The sequence below is a fragment of the Streptococcus sp. KHUD_011 genome, from assembly GCF_046352925.1.
Taxonomy (GTDB): Bacteria; Bacillota; Bacilli; order Lactobacillales; family Streptococcaceae; genus Streptococcus.
Window position 1 is genome coordinate 639,634 of the sequence record NZ_CP157578.1, and the last position, 16,190, is coordinate 655,823.

Here is a 16,190-nt window from a genome sequence, read left to right on the forward strand (position 1 = left end):
ATGCGTACTATTCTCATTACCGGAGCTAGCGGTGGCCTAGCCCAAGAAATGGTCAAACTCTTGCCAAATGACCAACTCATCTTGCTTGGTAGAGATAAGGAAAAATTAGCTCAACTCTATGGAAACCACCCACAAGCAGAATTAGTTGAAATCGATATTACCGATGACTCAGCCTTAGAAACTCTGCTAGCAGACCTCTATATCCGATATGGCAAGATTGATGTCTTGATTAACAACGCTGGTTACGGTATTTTGGAGGAATTTGACCAGATTTCTGACCAAGATATTCACCAGATGTTCGAGGTCAATACTTTTGCCCTGATGAATCTATCTCGACGCCTTGCGACTCGTATGAAGGAAATACGAAAAGGTCATATCATCAATATCGTCAGTATGGCAGGTTTGATAGCGACTGGCAAGTCAAGTCTTTACTCAGCGACCAAGTTTGCGGCCATTGGTTTTTCAAATGCTCTGCGCCTCGAACTCATGCCCTATGGAGTCTATGTGACAACAGTCAATCCAGGACCAATCCGAACAGGATTTTTTGACCAAGCGGACCCAGATGGGACTTATCTTAAGTCGGTTGACCGTTTCCTGCTAGAACCAGATACAGTGGCTAAAAAGATTGTTAAGATTATAGGTAAAAATAAACGAGAACTCAATCTCCCTATGTTGTTGAACCTAGCCCATAAGTTTTATACTCTCTTCCCCAAGTTAGCTGATAAGCTGGCAGGGGAAACTTTTAATTATAAGTAAAAAGAACCAATATGCAGGTTGTTGCTAGCCTACATATTGGTTCTTATTTTTTCTCAACTATCAAACTGGACTTCTTCTAGTAGATAGTCGATAAAGCGTTCGCCCATCTTAGATAGGCTGGTTTTTTCATGCTGGATATAGACCAGCTCAATGGGGTCATCAATATCCAATGGGATAGAAACGATATTGTCTCCGTTGAGGTTGCTGTTCAAAATCCCTGTCGCAATGGTATAACCGTCCAGACCAATCAAGAGATTAAAGAGGGTAGCACGGTCGCTGACTACGATAGATTTTTTGTGGTATTCTTGCGAGAGAATCTCTTCTGAAAAGTAGAAGGAGTTATGAGTTCCTTGGTCATAGCTGAGGTAAGGGAAGTTTTCTAAATCTTCCAGTTTCACCTTGTCTTTCTTGGCCAGAGGGTTGGTCTTGCTGACAAAGATATGCGGTTGGGCGGTAAAGAGATGATGAGCCAGCAGGTGGTTGTCATCCAGCATTTTGGTTAAAACATCACGGTTGTAGCTGTTAAAAAATAGGACACCGACCTCACTACGGAAGTTCTTGACGTCGTCAATAATCTCCCAAGTACGAGTTTCACGAAGGAAGAGCTCGTATTTCTCCATATCACTTTTCTTGAGTAGAGAAACAAAGGCATTGACCACAAAGGCATAGTGCTGGGAGGAGACGCTAAAGAGTTCGCGGTGGGCGACAGGATTTTTATAGCGTTCTTCCAGAAGCTGGGTTTGCTCGACAACTTGACGGGCATAAGAGAGGAACTCCATCCCATCACGGGTCAAGGTGATACCCTTTGGATTGCGGATAAAGATTTCAATCCCCATTTCATTTTCCAAATCTCTCACAGCATTGGAAAGACTTGGTTGGGTGATAAAGAGTTGCTTGGCTGCCTCATTCATGGAGCCAGTTTCGACGATTTTGATAATATAATGTAATTGTTGAATTCTCATGTTTTTATTGTACCACACTTGCGTCAGAATCGCCAAAGAAGATAGGAAAATCAGGGGGAGTGTGTGGGTCTCTGTAAAGTAACTAAGAAGAAAATTCTAAATAATTTAAGAAATAGTGTAAAAAAGTAGCTGAGTAAGAGATTGTTCAGCTGTTTTTTTAATTGAGAACTATAAAAATTTTCCTCGAAAATAAGAAACTTGCACGATTTACTCATTACTTATCCAATACTAGAGTTTATACTGGTTATTGTAAAGATGATCATCCAAAAGAAGGAAGGAGGCAACCTTATGGCTAAAAATACAAATCGTTTAGAAATTGATTCTCTAAGTTTTGAGGTTGAAAACCAAGAACTTTTCGGGAAATCAGAAGCTTGTGGGATACAGCTTTTAAAATGACAGTAGCAGGTCTCTGTGGATTGTATTTTACCTATTCCTATGAGTGTACGAGAAATAATGTTCGCTGTTAGATAAAACAAAAGGAAGATTCTAGTGTTTTATTTCAAAACATTGACAACATTTTGATTTGGTGTTATATTTACGGGAGAAATACAAATAAAACAAGATAACTTTGAGATTGATTCTTTGGATTATGCAATTAATAGCCAAGAGTTGAATGGTAAATCTGCTGCTGGGTATGGTACGGCTGTTAGATTAACAGCACAGGGGCACTGTGGTTGGTGGTTTACATATTCTTATGAATGTATTTCGCCAAATGTGCGCTGTGGATAAAACTCTCTTTTTTTGACAGGAGGATAAAATGGAAGGAATTATTGGAACACTAGAATTCTATGCACCTGTACTGGCCTTAGGAGTTGTTGTCATAGGGATTGTTTACTTTATGAAAAAAAGAAACGATCGCAAATAATCAACATCGACCGATACTTGAAAAAGGCATCGGTTTTTTTATTACTTGAATATATTGCACAAAATACTCATGGAAAACCTTGAAAGGAACCGTATAATGAGAGAGTAATAAAGAAACGGAGGAATGAAATGATGAAACAGCTTATTGTGACAGGATTAACAAAAACATTTGGTCAAGGGGATAATATCGTTCATGCTTTATCAGATGTGAACTTGTCCGTTGAAAAAGGTGAATTTCTGGCAATTATGGGGGCCAGTGGTAGTGGAAAAACAACACTCCTCAATTGTATTTCAACGATTGATAAACCAACATCAGGTGAGATTCGATTTGAAGATTTTGACATCATCCATGCCAAGGAAAATGAACTAGCTGACTATCGTGCTAAAAACATTTCCTATATTTTCCAAGCCTACAACTTGGTGGAAACCTTGACGGTCTATGAAAATATCGTTCTACCTCTTCAAATTCAGGGGGAAAATATCAAAAAACATCAGGATAAGATTGAGGAAATTTTGGATAAGTTGGCCATCCAAAACTTAAAAGATAAGTTTCCTAATCAGTTATCAGGTGGTCAGCGACAACGTGTGGCAACTGCTAGAGCCTTGATTGATGATTCTAAACTGATTATCGCAGATGAGCCGACAGGAGCCTTGGACTCTGCCAATTCTGAAAAACTGATGGCGCTTTTGCAGGAAATCAATAAAAGTTTTGGTATTACCATTTTACTGGTTACGCATGACCCTGCCGCAGCAAAGTATTCCTCACGGATGGTGCTACTTAGCGATGGAAAGATTATGGATGATTTGGAACGTAACAGCTTATCTAATGAACAGTATTTGCAAGAGATTTACAGCCGTACCAGATAGGAGGGGGAGAGTATGTATCTAAAATTGATTTTACGAAATGTATTTCGAAATTTACAGACCTATACCATCTATTTTTTCAGTCTGACCTTGATTTATAGCTTGCTCTACGCTTTTAATGCTTTACCAAGCCATCCAGTGATGCAAAGTTTATCAGGAGCAAAGGAAATGTTGACGACGGTGATGAGTCAGTACATGGGCTTGCTTTCCTATCTGATTCTATCGGCGATTGCCTTTCTCGTCGTTTATTCCACAAACTTTGTCCTGGGACGGCGTAAGAAAGAGCTGGGACTTTATGCAACGCTGGGAATGAAGAAGAAGCAGATTATCGGTACCCTGTTCTTTGAAACCATGCTGGTCAATATCTTTTCCTTGATTCTAGGTTTCTTGCTTGGATTGATTTTACTGGTCATTCTAGCTAAGATTGCATCTGAGTTTTTCATGGCCAATTACTTTGGTAGTCTGCTTTTCTTTGATAGCAAGTCTGTCATCTTACTAGTTTATTCCTATTTGGTAACCAGTTTTATTGTAGGTGTCATGGACATTCTTGCCTTTAGAAAGCAAAATATCATTGCACTTATTCAAGAAAATGGGGTCAAAAAATCTGTCTTGGCAAAAGGCAAGCCAGTTCTCCAAGTACTTCTCTTTATTCTTTCGACAGCTGTTATCGGCTTTGGTGCTCTCTATTTTTCAGACTATCATCATCTATCATTCTTGAAAAGCTGGGGTATCTTGCTGGTATCTATCTTCGTGATTTTTGTGATTTTATTTTACAATACCTTGAGCCATTTTATCTTGGTCTCCCTTAGAAAACTGCCTCAAACCTACTATAACAAACTAAACACTTTTAAAATCCGTCAATTTTCAAAACAAGCTGATAGTAATTCGGTCACGTTGGCTGTCTTATCCTTGACCTTGACACTGGCTCTCAGCTTACTCGTTTTTAGTGGTAGTGCCTATACGACTATGAACCGAGAGCTGAACAAATACTCACCTTATGATGTAACTGTCAATCTCTACCGTGGTAAAGAGTTTCAATTTTCTCAGGAATCTGTCAAAGACAGATTGAAAGCCGATGGCTTTGACTTTAACCTCATCAAAGAGGAGTACAGCTGCCCTATCTATTCTAGTGATTTAACTTATAAAGATTTGATTGATACCAGCAATCTCTGGGAGCATGATAAGAAACTTCCTGAATCAAAAGTACCGATTTTAGGAATTTCTGCCTACAATCATCTCCGCAAACTGCAAGGGAAAAAAGCGATTGACTTGGCAGAAGACCAATTTCTAGTCAATGCCAATTATAAAGGAACTGCCAAGCAGATCCAGGACTTTCTATCAACGACCAAAACCTTCATGATTAACGGTCATTCTCTCAACCTTGCCTCTTCAAAGCCACTTGAAACAGTTTACTTTTTATCTTCAGTAACTACAAATGACTCAGGAACCTTGATTGTACCAGATAAGGTAGTAGTTGGATTGACGGAAGACCACACGACCTATGTTGCCAATTTCAAGGAAAATATAGACAAACGGGAAGTAGAAACATTCTTGAGTCAGTGGATTGAAAAATACTACTTCACTCGTGATGGAGCAGAGTTGAATTCGTTCACCTATCAAACCAAAGGAAGTATTTTCGAGGTTTACCTTGGATTTATGGGCGTCATTGTCTTTGTCATGATTTTTGTCAGTGTTATTTTTATCATTATTTCCCTCAGTATCTTGTCCCTTCAAACTTCAACAAGTGCTTTGGATAGTGTAAATGATTATCAAATCTTATACCTTCTTGGGAATAAGAGGAAGCAAAATCGTACTATTCTTTTGCAACAGATTCTAAGTTATTTCTTGGTTCCGCTGGTCATCGCAGGTCCGCTAGCATTTGCCTTGAGTACCGCTCTTTTGGGCTATTTTGAGAACTTCGCTAATACCAGCATTTCTATTGATATCACCTATCTGGGAGTAGCGGTTTTACTCTTTGTCCTTTACTTGCTAGTGACTTACAGAGTAAGTTGGCAAATTATTGAAAATTAAGTCAAATACCAGAGTTGCCAATCCGACAATTCTGGTATTGTGTTATAATGATATTAAAGTAGTTCAGGAAGTGGATACATATGAAACAGTTTGTCAAATCGCTCTCGAAAAACTCACTTTTATTGTGGTGGTTGACGATTTTTAATCATCTAGCTTTAATGATTTATATTTATTATAGGATTCCTCTGGACTTTTCGACAGATTTTTCCTTGCAGATGGTTTTATTGCTGATTATTGCTTTAATTGTATTTAGCTATATTTGTAATATTGTGACCTTTCGGTATAGTGAGTTGAAACTTTGGTTGCTCCTGATGATGTTTCTCATTAGCTGGCAATCCATATTTAATCAAGGAGTTGCGAGCACCCTGTTGCACTTTTTTGATATTCTTCATCCTCTCAACTCTTTTTTATTGGTGTATAGTTCTCTGTCTATTATCTTTCTGGGAGAGAAAATAGGAGAAGAACTGTTGAGTGTGTCCTTTGTGTTGACACTAATCACCATTAGTTCGTATCTGTTAAGTCCTTCAATTTTTTTATTTCTGTCCTTGTTTGCGTCTTTCTTTTTAAACCTTGTTCCCTTGATTTTACTGATTTTATATCATAAAGAGTTGAAAAGTAAACTCAAGTATCAGAGACGAAATTTGTGGATATTAGCTTTGATATTGCCTCTTTCTTATTTCTTTTTGTATATCAATACGAGGGGCTCAGGAGTGATGAACCTAGTCTGGTATCTAGAAATTCTTGGTATCTTAGCTTTTTTACACTTCAAAACGATTGTCAGCTCTCTTCAAAAAAGGGTATCAGAGTTGAAATTGTCCTATATAAAAGCTTTTTCACGCTTGTTTTTACTGCTTATGTTTTTGTTAGTAGGCATTTTCATCATCTTTCGTCTAGACTTAAACACGAGCTTTTTGGTATTGAATATCATGTTACTATTGTTCGGGATTTGTTCGGAAGAATTGATTCGCCTTTTTCGTTCTGCTGAAATGCTAGATGCTAGGGATTATGTAAAAGTTCTCTTTTTAAAGCGTAACCGCATGGTGAAAAGTCTGCTGGCAAATGAAGACACAGAACAACAGTTCTCGGAATTTCTTCACAATGAAATCCTGCAAAATGTGATGGCGATAAAAAATTTCAATAAATATAGTATCAATCGGGCTTTTGGTGAACAGATCAATCTGGTGACAGAGGAGTTGGTTCAGCGGATTCGTGAGCGGATGGATTATTATCAGCCAATGGTAGAAACAGACGAGCAGTTAGACATACAGTATCAAGGGCTGATTAATCGGATTGTCAAGCGCTATCACGCAGAAAATGAAGTCGTCACACAGTTTCCTGTCCACTTTAGGCTTTTATCTCCTTACGATAAAATTACCTATCGTCTGGTTGAGGAATTGGCGACCAATGCCGTTAAGTACGCTAGTGGTGGAAGGATTTCTTTGAAGATTGATATGCATGATGACGCTCTTTTTATCATTTCTGAAAATGACTGCCTTCAAACAGAAAAATCCTTAGGTTATGGCTTGAAAAATATGTCTAATAAAATTAGTGTTTTAGGTGGTCAGATGCAGATTTTTGAAAATAATAAGAGATTTCGTGTAGAAATTACTCTCCCGATTGATAAGGAGTTGTGTTATGAAAATTTTGTTAATTGATGATCATAAATTATTTAGCCAAAGTATCAAGATGATTTTAGAGTTATCGGAAAACATTAAAAAGGTTCAGTTAGTGGATAATTTTTCGACTATTTCGGAGATTGCTTTTAATGACTACGACATTATTTTGATTGACATCAACCTGACGAGTCTGTATCAAGCTGATGGGCTGACCTTGGCACAAGAAATTATCGACAATGGTTGTTCTGGTAAGATTGTAATTTTGACGGGATACAGCAAAAAGATGTATGAACACCGAGCTAAAGCTATGGGAGCTTATGGCTTTCTAGATAAAAGTATGGATCCAGATGAGTTGGTGAAAAAACTGGAAAAGATTTATCTAGGAGGTAAGATCTTTTCAGATGAAGTGATGGTAGAGGTGCTAACACCACGAGAAATCGAGATACTAGAACTGGTTAGAAATGGCTTGACCATTGATGATGTCTGTGACAAGGTCTATGTGAGTAAACGTACAGTTTCCAATCACTTGGCCAATATCTTTTCAAAATTAGGAGTGGCTAACAGGCAGGAGGCGATTCATATCGCTGAGCAGTTGGGCTATTTTCCACCAGATTAAAAAGTTGCAGAAGATGCAGTTTTTTAATTTCTGTGCTACTTCTTGTGTGAGTCTCTTCTTGAAAAAAACACAAAATTTTGCTAGAATGAGTCTTATGAAAACATTCTATGATGTGCAGCAATTCCTCAAACGATTTGGTATTATTGTTTACATGGGAAAACGCTTATATGATATTGAACTGATGAAGTTGGAACTCTCTCGGATTTACGATGCAGGGTTGATGGACAAATTAGACTATCTAGAAGCAGAAGCGGTTCTTCGCAGAGAGCACAAGGTAGAATTGGATTATATTGAGAAAAATGGAGAAATGAACTAATGGTTACTTGGATTTTGTGGGCATTTATACTAGCAATGTTGGCATGGATGGGCTTTAATTATCTTCGTATTCGCCGTGCGGCTAAAATTGTGGACAATGAGGAATTTGAAGCCTTGATTCGTACGGGTCAATTGATTGATTTGCGCGACCCAGCTGAATTTCACAGAAAGCATATCCTTGGTGCACGCAATATCCCTTCAAGTCAGTTGAAGACTAGTCTTGCAGCCCTTCGTAAGGATAAACCTGTCCTTCTTTACGAAAACCAACGTGCGCAGCGTGTCACAAATGCGGCCCTTTACTTGAAAAAACAAGGTTTTTCTGAGATTTATATCCTTTCTTATGGTTTGGATTCTTGGAGAGGGAAAGTCAAAGTTGAGAAATAAGAAAATGAGCTTGGATGTTTCCGAGCTCATTTTTTAACCACTTTTTCTAAGAAATTCACGAATACTTGCTAACTCTTCTGAGTTTAAGGGACGATAGTCTCCTTCTTGAAGATTATCATCCAAGTTACAAGGTCCAAAATGGGTGCGCTTGAGGGAGGTCACCTTAACACCAACCGAGAGGAACATTTTCTTAACCTGGTGAAATTTCCCTTCTGAAATAGTGATAGAGGCTTGACTGAGGGAAGGACTTGCAGATAGAATCTCTAGTCTTGCAGCTTTACAGACAGTGCCATCTAAAAAGACAATTCCTTTTTGAAATGCTTGGATATGGTCAGGTGTCAGAAGTCCATTAACCTCAACTCGATAAGTCTTATCGACATGATACTGGGGATGGAGGAGCTGAAAGCCCAAGGGACCGTTGTCAGTCAAGAGAAGGAGTCCTGTCGTATCTCGGTCCAGTCGGCCGACGGCATAGAGCTTGTCAGACTGGATGTCAGGCGGAAGGAGGTCCATGACGGTTGAAAGTTTCTTGTCTTTGTTGGCTGTAACGACACCAGCAGGCTTATGAAGCATAAGGTAGGTGTGTTCATAGCCTTGAATGATACGGTCCTGAAAAAGGAGTTTTTGTAGTCCTGTATCGATATTTTGGGCTAGGGAGCGGGCTGGGCAACCATCGACGAGAATGTCCCCTTTGAGTAAGGCTTGTTTCATGGCCTTTCGGCTAACTTTTTCTTGGGCTAATAAATTATCTAAACGCATACCTGCCTATCTTATCATAAGTCGTTTGCTTTGAAAAGGCTTGACATGAAAAGAAAAGCGGAGTGAAAACATTTACACTTGCTTGAATTATGTTATTTACTTGAAATTATGGTATAATCGTTCAGTTAGAAAATAAATTTTGAATATTATAGAGGAAATCATGACAAAATTAAGAGAAGATATCCGTAACATTGCGATTATCGCCCACGTTGACCACGGTAAAACAACTCTCGTTGACGAATTATTGAAACAATCAGAAACGCTTGATGCACGAACTGAATTGGCTGAGCGTGCTATGGACTCAAACGATATCGAAAAAGAGCGTGGAATTACCATCCTTGCTAAAAATACAGCCGTTGCCTATAACGGAACTCGTATCAATATCATGGACACACCAGGACACGCGGACTTCGGTGGAGAAGTTGAGCGTATCATGAAAATGGTTGACGGTGTTGTCTTGGTCGTAGATGCCTACGAAGGAACAATGCCACAGACTCGTTTCGTATTGAAAAAAGCTTTGGAACAAGACCTTGTTCCAATCGTGGTTGTTAACAAAATCGATAAACCATCAGCTCGTCCAGCAGAAGTAGTGGACGAAGTCTTGGAACTTTTCATCGAGCTTGGTGCAGATGATGACCAGCTTGACTTCCCAGTGGTGTATGCTTCAGCGATCAACGGAACTTCTTCATTGTCAGATGATCCAGCTGACCAAGAAGCGACTATGGCACCAATCTTTGACACAATTATCGACCATATCCCAGCTCCAGTAGATAACTCAGATGAGCCTTTGCAGTTCCAAGTGTCACTTTTGGACTACAATGACTTCGTTGGACGTATCGGTATCGGTCGTGTCTTCCGTGGTACTGTTAAGGTTGGGGACCAAGTTACCCTTTCTAAACTTGACGGCACAACTAAAAACTTCCGTGTTACAAAACTCTTCGGTTTCTTTGGTTTGGAACGTCGTGAAATCCAAGAAGCCAAAGCAGGTGACTTGATTGCCGTTTCAGGTATGGAAGATATCTTTGTCGGTGAAACCATTACTCCGACAGACGCAGTTGAAGCTCTTCCAATCCTACACATCGATGAGCCAACTCTTCAAATGACTTTCTTGGTCAACAACTCACCATTTGCTGGTAAAGAAGGTAAATGGGTAACTTCTCGTAAGGTGGAAGAACGCTTGCAGGCCGAATTGCAAACAGACGTTTCCCTTCGTGTTGACCCAACTGATTCACCAGATAAATGGACTGTTTCAGGACGTGGAGAATTGCACTTGTCAATCCTTATCGAAACAATGCGTCGTGAGGGATATGAACTTCAAGTATCTCGTCCAGAGGTTATCGTAAAAGAAATCGATGGTGTTAAATGTGAACCATTTGAACGTGTTCAAATCGACACTCCAGAAGAATACCAAGGATCTGTTATCCAAAGCCTTTCTGAACGTAAGGGTGAAATGTTGGATATGATTTCAACTGGTAATGGTCAAACTCGTTTGGTCTTCCTTGTTCCTGCGCGCGGTTTGATTGGATACTCAACTGAGTTCTTGTCAATGACTCGTGGTTACGGTATCATGAACCATACCTTCGACCAATACTTGCCATTGATTCCAGGGGAAATTGGTGGTCGTCACCGTGGTGCCCTTGTTTCTATCGATGCTGGTAAGGCTACAACTTACTCAATCATGTCTATCGAAGAACGTGGTACGATCTTTGTCAACCCAGGTACTGAGGTTTACGAAGGAATGATCATTGGTGAAAACTCTCGTGAGAACGACTTGACAGTTAACATCACTAAGGCGAAACAAATGACCAACGTCCGTTCAGCTACTAAGGACCAAACAGCTGTTATCAAGACACCTCGTATCTTGACACTTGAAGAGTCTCTTGAGTTCTTGAACGACGATGAGTACATGGAAGTAACTCCTGAGTCTATCCGTCTGCGTAAACAAATCCTTAACAAGGCAGAGCGTGAGAAAGCTAACAAGAAGAAAAAATCAGCTGAATAAGAGCTAGAAAGAGATAAAAATGGTTTATTTAATCATAGGACTCCTCTTATTACTACTCTATGTATTTGCGACACCAGAAAGCATTAAAGGGACAGTTAATATCGTCCTTGTCGTCTTTGCTTTCGTAGCACTCTTGATTTTGCTGATGCTGTCTGTCCTGCAAATCTTTCAGCTACCGACAGAATTCTTTATCGCAATCGCCATGCTCTTCCTAGCATACTTTAGCTTGCGAGATATTACCCTCATGTCGGTCAGTAAAAGTAAAAGAAGATAAAAAGAGAGTTTTGGCTCTCTTTTTGCTTGTTAGAATGCTGAATCTGAGCATTTTCATTTAGAATTATTTCCATAAAAATGGTAAAATAGTAAGAGTAGAAATGGAGTTCGAGACATGAAAGTAATAGATCAATTTAAAAATAAGAAAGTCCTTGTTTTAGGTTTGGCCAAGTCTGGTGAATCTGCAGCTCGTTTGTTGGATAAGCTGGGTGCCATTGTGACAGTAAATGACGGGAAACCATTCGAGGACAATCCAGCTGCCCAAAGTTTGTTGGAAGAAGGGATCAAGGTCATCACAGGCGGTCATCCTTTGGAACTCTTGGATGAAGAGTTCGCCCTTATGGTGAAAAATCCAGGTATCCCATACAGTAATCCCATGATTGAAAAGGCTTTGGCCAAGGGAATTCCAGTCTTGACCGAGGTGGAATTGGCTTATTTGATTTCTGAAGCACCAATTATCGGTATCACAGGTTCGAACGGTAAAACAACCACAACGACTATGATTGGGGAAGTTTTGACTGCTGCTGGGCAACATGGTCTTTTATCAGGAAATATCGGCTATCCAGCTAGTCAAGTGGCACAAACTGCGTCAGACAAGGACACGCTTGTTATGGAACTTTCTTCTTTCCAATTGATGGGCGTTCAAGAATTCCATCCTGAGATTGCGGTTATTACCAACGTCATGCCAACTCATATCGATTATCATGGTTCTTTTGAGGAATATGTAGCAGCCAAGTGGAATATCCAGAACAAGATGACAGCGTCTGATTTCCTTGTCTTGAACTTTAACCAAGACTTGGCAAAAGAATTAGCTACTAAAACACAAGCTACAGTTGTACCATTCTCAACACTTGAAAAGGTTGATGGAGCTTATCTGGAAGATGGTCAGCTCTACTTCCGTGGGGAAGTTGTCATGGCAGCGAATGAAATCGGAGTTCCTGGTAGCCACAATGTGGAAAATGCCCTTGCGACGATTGCTGTAGCCAAGCTTCGTGGTGTAGACAACCAGATCATCAAAGAAACTCTTTCAGCCTTTGGTGGTGTCAAACACCGTCTCCAATTTGTGGATGAAATCAAGGGTGTCAAATTCTATAATGATAGCAAGTCAACCAATATCTTGGCTACTCAAAAAGCCTTGTCAGGATTTGACAACAGCAAGGTCATTTTGATTGCAGGTGGTTTGGACCGTGGCAATGAGTTTGACGAATTGGTGTCAGATATTACTGGACTCAAGAAGATGGTCATCCTGGGTCAGTCTGCAGAACGTGTCAAACGGGTAGCAGATAAGGCTGGTGTGTCTTATGTGGATGCGACTGATATTGCTGATGCGACCCGCAAGGCCTACGAGCTTGCGACTCAAGGAGACGTGGTTCTTCTCAGTCCAGCCAATGCCAGCTGGGATATGTATGCTAACTTTGAAGTACGTGGCGACCTCTTTATCGACACAGTAGCGGAGTTAAAGGAATAATATGAAAAAAATTGTCTTTACAGGTGGGGGGACGGTTGGACACGTGACCCTCAACCTTTTGTTAATGCCCAAGTTCATCGAAGATGGCTGGGAAGTCCACTATATTGGAGATAAACGTGGCATCGAACACCAAGAAATCCTCAAATCGGGTCTAGATGTAACCTTCCATTCCATTGCGACTGGCAAATTACGTCGTTATTTCTCTTGGCAAAATATGCTGGACGTCTTTAAAGTTGGCTGGGGAATTGTCCAATCTCTCTTTATCATGTTGCGACTTCGTCCACAGGCTCTTTTTTCAAAGGGAGGCTTTGTCTCAGTACCGCCAGTTATTGCTGCGCGTGTGTCAGGAGTACCTGTCTTTATTCACGAATCTGACCTGTCTATGGGCTTGGCCAATAAAATCGCTTATAAATTTGCGACGAAGATGTATTCAACCTTTGAGCAAGCTTCAAGTTTGTCTAAGGTTGAGCATGTGGGAGCAGTGACCAAGGTTTCTGACCAAAATACTCCAGAACCAGATGAATTGGTGGATATCCAAACCCACTTTAATTCCAAATTGCCAACTGTATTGTTTGTCGGTGGTTCTGCAGGTGCTCGTGTCTTTAACCAATTGGTGACAGACCATAAGAAAGAGCTGACAGAGCGCTACAATATTATCAATCTAACTGGAGATTCTAGCCTGAATGAGTTGAGCCAAAATCTCTTTCGTGTTGACTATGTGACCAGTCTCTATCAACCCTTGATGGAATTGGCTGATATTGTTGTGACACGAGGTGGTGCCAATACGATTTTTGAGCTCTTAGCCATGGCAAAATTGCATGTTATTGTGCCACTTGGTCGTGAAGCTAGTCGTGGAGATCAGATTGAGAACGCAGCCTACTTTGTAAAAAAAGGCTATGCAGAAGACCTTCAAGAAAGCGATTTGACCTTGGACAGTTTGGAAGAGAAGCTTTCTCACTTACTAAGCCACAAGGAAGACTATCAAGCCAAGATGAAGGCTTCTAAGGAATTGAAATCTCTAGCAGATTTTTATCAATTGTTAAAAAAAGATTTATCATAAGGAAAGTAAATGTCAAAAGATAAGAAAAATGAGGGCAAAGAAATCCTCGAAGAATTTAAAGAGTTATCAGAATGGCAGAAACGAAACCAAGAATATCTAAAAAAGAAGGCTGAGGAAGAAGTAGCCCTAGCTGAGGAGAAGGAAAAGGAAAGACAAGCTCGAATGGCTTCAAAATCTGAAAAGTCAGATGCAACCGAGGACCAAGAGAGTGAATCTGATCCAAAAGACCCAAAATCAGCTAAGGAAGATGCTGAAGAAAAAGTAGAAGAGTCAGAAGACGTCAAAAAAGAAGTAGTCAAAGAAGAATCAAAGTCTAAAAAGACAGAGAAAGAGGATAAACGGGATAAAAAGGCAGAGAAAAAGCCTGTTAAGGAAAAACCGGTCAAACCGAAAATTCCAGGAGTTCATATCTGGCGGGCTATCTCGATTTTGTTTCTCAGTCTGATTTTATTGGTTGTCTCTGCTTATTTGCTTAGTCCTTATGCGACCATGAAGGATATTCATGTTGAGGGAACAGTGCAAACCACAGATGATGATATTCGACAGGCTTCAGGCATTCAGGATTCGGATTATACGATTAACCTTCTGCTAGACAAGGAAAAATATGAAGAGCAGATCAAGTCTAACTATTGGGTTGAATCAGCTCAGCTTGCCTATCAATTTCCAACTAAGTTTACTATTAAGGTTAAGGAATACGATATTGTTGCCTACTATGTTTCTGGTGAAAATCATTATCCTATTCTTTCCAGTGGTCAGCTTGAAACCAGTTCTGTGAGCTTGGTCAGTCTGCCAGAAACTTATATATCAGTTCTCTTTAATGACAGCGAACAAATCAAGACCTTTACCTCAGAACTTGCTCAAATTAGTCCAGAACTCAAGGCGGCTATCCAAAAGGTGGAACTAGCCCCAAGCAAGGTGACATCAGATCTAATTCGATTGACCATGAATGATTCGGACGAAGTTTTGGTTCCTCTATCTGAAATGAGTAAGAAACTGCCATATTACAGTAAGATTAAGCCACAATTGTCAGAACCGAGTGTGATTGACATGGAAGCTGGAATTTACAGCTATACTGTGGCGGATAAATTAATTATGGAGGCAGAGGAAAAAGCCAAACAAGAGGCCAAGGAAGCTGAGAAGAAACAGAAAGAGGAAGAGAAGAAAAGGCTGGAGGAACAGCAGAAAAAATTGGAAGAAGAGAAGAAAAAATTGGAGGAAGAGAGCAATCGAAACCAAACAAGTCAGCGTTCATCGCGTCGCTAGGTTTAGCTTTTCTCCTATAACTCTTTAGTTGCCATGTTTTTACTTGACAAGTGCTAGTAGAAATAATAGAATAATAGAAAACCTTTAAAGCAGTCCAGAGAGGCAGCTAAGGTTAGACGGTGAAAGGGTGGAGACTACCTATTTTTCGTGGAACCTTGCTGTTGGCAGGTTCCTTTTTTCTTGGCTTCTGTTGCCCAGACTCTCTCACTAGTAAAGGTAAAAGGAGAAACCTATGCGAGAACATCGTCCAGTCATTGCTCTTGATTTTCCTAGTTTTGAGGCAGTCAAGGAATTTTTAGCTCTTTTCCCAGCAGAAGAAAGCCTTTATCTCAAGGTAGGGATGGAGCTTTATTACGCAACGGGTCCTGAGATTGTGTCTTACTTGAAAGACCTGGGGCACAGTGTCTTTCTTGATCTCAAACTTCATGACATTCCAAATACAGTCAAGTCAGCCATGAAGGTTTTGTCTCAGCTTGGTGTCGATATGACCAATGTTCATGCAGCTGGTGGTGTAGAGATGATGAAGGCGGCGCGTGAAGGTCTTGGAAGTCAAGCCAAATTGATTGCTGTCACTCAGCTCACATCAACATCAGAAGCTCAGATGCAGGATTTTCAAAATATCCAAACCAGCCTGCAAGAGTCTGTGATTCATTATGCGAAGAAGACGGCTGAAGCGGGCTTGGATGGTGTGGTTTGTTCGGCTCAGGAAGTGCAACTCATTAAGCAGGCGACTAATCCAGATTTTATTTGTCTGACACCGGGCATTCGTCCAGCAGGAGTTGCTGTTGGAGACCAAAAACGCGTGATGACGCCAGCAGATGCCTATCAAATCGGTAGTGACTATATCGTAGTGGGACGTCCCATTACTCAAGCTGAGGATCCTGTTGTAGCTTATCATGCTATCAAAGATGAATGGAACCAAGACTAGAATTAAAGAAATAGATTATAAAAATTAAA

General features: G+C 40.2%; 17 protein-coding genes. 15 read left to right on the top strand and 2 right to left on the bottom strand.

From position 1 onward, the window contains the following. Positions 1–756, top strand: coding sequence for an SDR family NAD(P)-dependent oxidoreductase (locus ABKJ27_RS02870; RefSeq protein ID WP_410012003.1), 756 nt, complete (start codon positions 1–3; stop codon positions 754–756). A gap of 53 nt (positions 757–809) precedes the next feature. Here ABKJ27_RS02870 and ABKJ27_RS02875 read toward each other — a convergent pair whose 3' ends face one another. Further along, a complete protein-coding gene (locus tag ABKJ27_RS02875) occupies positions 810–1,718 on the bottom strand; it encodes a LysR family transcriptional regulator (protein WP_042750500.1) in 909 nt (302 codons plus the stop codon). Positions 1,719–2,327: 609 nt separating this feature from the next. On the opposite strand from ABKJ27_RS02875, the gene slmA reads away from it, so the two are divergent. The 8 genes from slmA to ABKJ27_RS02915 all read left to right on the top strand — a co-directional run bounded on the left by slmA (position 2,328) and on the right by ABKJ27_RS02915 (position 8,408). After that, the gene (gene slmA / locus ABKJ27_RS02880; protein WP_314732438.1) at positions 2,328–2,447 is read left to right on the top strand and encodes a salivaricin M family lantibiotic; all 120 of its coding nucleotides are present in this window, start codon (positions 2,328–2,330) and stop codon (positions 2,445–2,447) included. Between the two features lie 28 nt (positions 2,448–2,475). After that, positions 2,476–2,583, top strand: coding sequence for a QVPTGV class sortase B protein-sorting domain-containing protein (locus ABKJ27_RS02885; protein WP_115262369.1), 108 nt, complete (start codon positions 2,476–2,478; stop codon positions 2,581–2,583). Positions 2,584–2,714: 131 nt separating this feature from the next. Then, on the top strand, positions 2,715–3,449 hold the full coding sequence (locus tag ABKJ27_RS02890) for an ABC transporter ATP-binding protein (protein WP_261150699.1): 735 nt from the start codon (positions 2,715–2,717) through the stop codon (positions 3,447–3,449). 12 nt (positions 3,450–3,461) lie between these two features. Next, a complete protein-coding gene (locus ABKJ27_RS02895; protein ID WP_410012004.1) occupies positions 3,462–5,477 on the top strand; it encodes an FtsX-like permease family protein in 2,016 nt (671 codons plus the stop codon). Between the two features lie 80 nt (positions 5,478–5,557). Beyond that, positions 5,558–7,132, top strand: coding sequence for an ATP-binding protein (locus ABKJ27_RS02900; protein ID WP_004239283.1), 1,575 nt, complete (start codon positions 5,558–5,560; stop codon positions 7,130–7,132). Beyond that, entirely contained in the window at positions 7,113–7,709 is a 597-nt protein-coding gene (locus ABKJ27_RS02905) for a response regulator transcription factor (protein WP_049501932.1), read from the top strand. The genes ABKJ27_RS02900 and ABKJ27_RS02905 overlap by 20 nt, the downstream gene beginning before the upstream one ends. Positions 7,710–7,755: 46 nt before the next feature. Further along, the gene (locus ABKJ27_RS02910) at positions 7,756–8,025 is read left to right on the top strand and encodes a YqgQ family protein (protein ID WP_004261684.1); all 270 of its coding nucleotides are present in this window, start codon (positions 7,756–7,758) and stop codon (positions 8,023–8,025) included. Next, positions 8,025–8,408, top strand: coding sequence for a rhodanese-like domain-containing protein (locus tag ABKJ27_RS02915; protein WP_000259253.1), 384 nt, complete (start codon positions 8,025–8,027; stop codon positions 8,406–8,408). Before ABKJ27_RS02910 ends, ABKJ27_RS02915 begins: the two co-directional genes overlap by 1 nt. A 33-nt stretch (positions 8,409–8,441) precedes the next feature. On the opposite strand, the gene ABKJ27_RS02920 is transcribed toward ABKJ27_RS02915, so the two are convergent. Next, positions 8,442–9,167 (bottom strand): 16S rRNA pseudouridine(516) synthase, encoded by a 726-nt coding sequence (locus ABKJ27_RS02920; RefSeq protein WP_001235028.1) that lies wholly within the window; start codon positions 9,165–9,167, stop codon positions 8,442–8,444. Between the two features lie 160 nt (positions 9,168–9,327). Between ABKJ27_RS02920 and typA the strand changes: the two genes are divergently transcribed. The 6 genes from typA (at position 9,328) to pyrF (ending at position 16,161) form a co-directional block, all read left to right on the top strand. After that, positions 9,328–11,169: a translational GTPase TypA gene (gene typA / locus ABKJ27_RS02925; protein WP_000164111.1), complete on the top strand. Its 1,842-nt coding sequence runs from the start codon at positions 9,328–9,330 to the stop codon at positions 11,167–11,169. 19 nt (positions 11,170–11,188) lie between these two features. Further along, on the top strand, positions 11,189–11,443 hold the full coding sequence (locus ABKJ27_RS02930) for a DUF3165 family protein (RefSeq protein WP_000262673.1): 255 nt from the start codon (positions 11,189–11,191) through the stop codon (positions 11,441–11,443). A 114-nt stretch (positions 11,444–11,557) separates the two neighbouring features. Further along, complete coding sequence (gene murD, locus ABKJ27_RS02935) at positions 11,558–12,910, top strand: UDP-N-acetylmuramoyl-L-alanine--D-glutamate ligase (protein ID WP_410012005.1); 1,353 nt, start codon at positions 11,558–11,560, stop codon at positions 12,908–12,910. Position 12,911: 1 nt separating this feature from the next. Next, positions 12,912–13,970, top strand: a complete 1,059-nt coding sequence (locus ABKJ27_RS02940) for a UDP-N-acetylglucosamine--N-acetylmuramyl-(pentapeptide) pyrophosphoryl-undecaprenol N-acetylglucosamine transferase (protein ID WP_023947267.1) — start codon at positions 12,912–12,914, stop codon at positions 13,968–13,970. A gap of 9 nt (positions 13,971–13,979) precedes the next feature. Further along, the gene (locus tag ABKJ27_RS02945; protein WP_410012006.1) at positions 13,980–15,233 is read left to right on the top strand and encodes a cell division protein FtsQ/DivIB; all 1,254 of its coding nucleotides are present in this window, start codon (positions 13,980–13,982) and stop codon (positions 15,231–15,233) included. 232 nt (positions 15,234–15,465) lie between these two features. Further along, entirely contained in the window at positions 15,466–16,161 is a 696-nt protein-coding gene (pyrF, locus tag ABKJ27_RS02950) for an orotidine-5'-phosphate decarboxylase (protein ID WP_410012007.1), read from the top strand. Positions 16,162–16,190: the final 29 nt, after the last annotated feature.

Coding starts and splice junctions, on each gene's coding strand:
- ABKJ27_RS02940 (WP_023947267.1), top strand. CDS start 12,912: ATGAAAAAAATTGTCTTTACAGGTGGGGGGACGGTTGGACACGTGACC.
- typA (WP_000164111.1), top strand. CDS start 9,328: ATGACAAAATTAAGAGAAGATATCCGTAACATTGCGATTATCGCCCAC.
- ABKJ27_RS02895 (WP_410012004.1), top strand. CDS start 3,462: ATGTATCTAAAATTGATTTTACGAAATGTATTTCGAAATTTACAGACC.
- ABKJ27_RS02900 (WP_004239283.1), top strand. CDS start 5,558: ATGAAACAGTTTGTCAAATCGCTCTCGAAAAACTCACTTTTATTGTGG.
- murD (WP_410012005.1), top strand. CDS start 11,558: ATGAAAGTAATAGATCAATTTAAAAATAAGAAAGTCCTTGTTTTAGGT.
- pyrF (WP_410012007.1), top strand. CDS start 15,466: ATGCGAGAACATCGTCCAGTCATTGCTCTTGATTTTCCTAGTTTTGAG.
- ABKJ27_RS02930 (WP_000262673.1), top strand. CDS start 11,189: ATGGTTTATTTAATCATAGGACTCCTCTTATTACTACTCTATGTATTT.
- ABKJ27_RS02870 (WP_410012003.1), top strand. CDS start 1: ATGCGTACTATTCTCATTACCGGAGCTAGCGGTGGCCTAGCCCAAGAA.
- ABKJ27_RS02920 (WP_001235028.1), bottom strand. CDS start 9,167: ATGCGTTTAGATAATTTATTAGCCCAAGAAAAAGTTAGCCGAAAGGCC.
- ABKJ27_RS02875 (WP_042750500.1), bottom strand. CDS start 1,718: ATGAGAATTCAACAATTACATTATATTATCAAAATCGTCGAAACTGGC.
- ABKJ27_RS02945 (WP_410012006.1), top strand. CDS start 13,980: ATGTCAAAAGATAAGAAAAATGAGGGCAAAGAAATCCTCGAAGAATTT.
- ABKJ27_RS02915 (WP_000259253.1), top strand. CDS start 8,025: ATGGTTACTTGGATTTTGTGGGCATTTATACTAGCAATGTTGGCATGG.
- ABKJ27_RS02890 (WP_261150699.1), top strand. CDS start 2,715: ATGAAACAGCTTATTGTGACAGGATTAACAAAAACATTTGGTCAAGGG.
- ABKJ27_RS02905 (WP_049501932.1), top strand. CDS start 7,113: ATGAAAATTTTGTTAATTGATGATCATAAATTATTTAGCCAAAGTATC.
- ABKJ27_RS02885 (WP_115262369.1), top strand. CDS start 2,476: ATGGAAGGAATTATTGGAACACTAGAATTCTATGCACCTGTACTGGCC.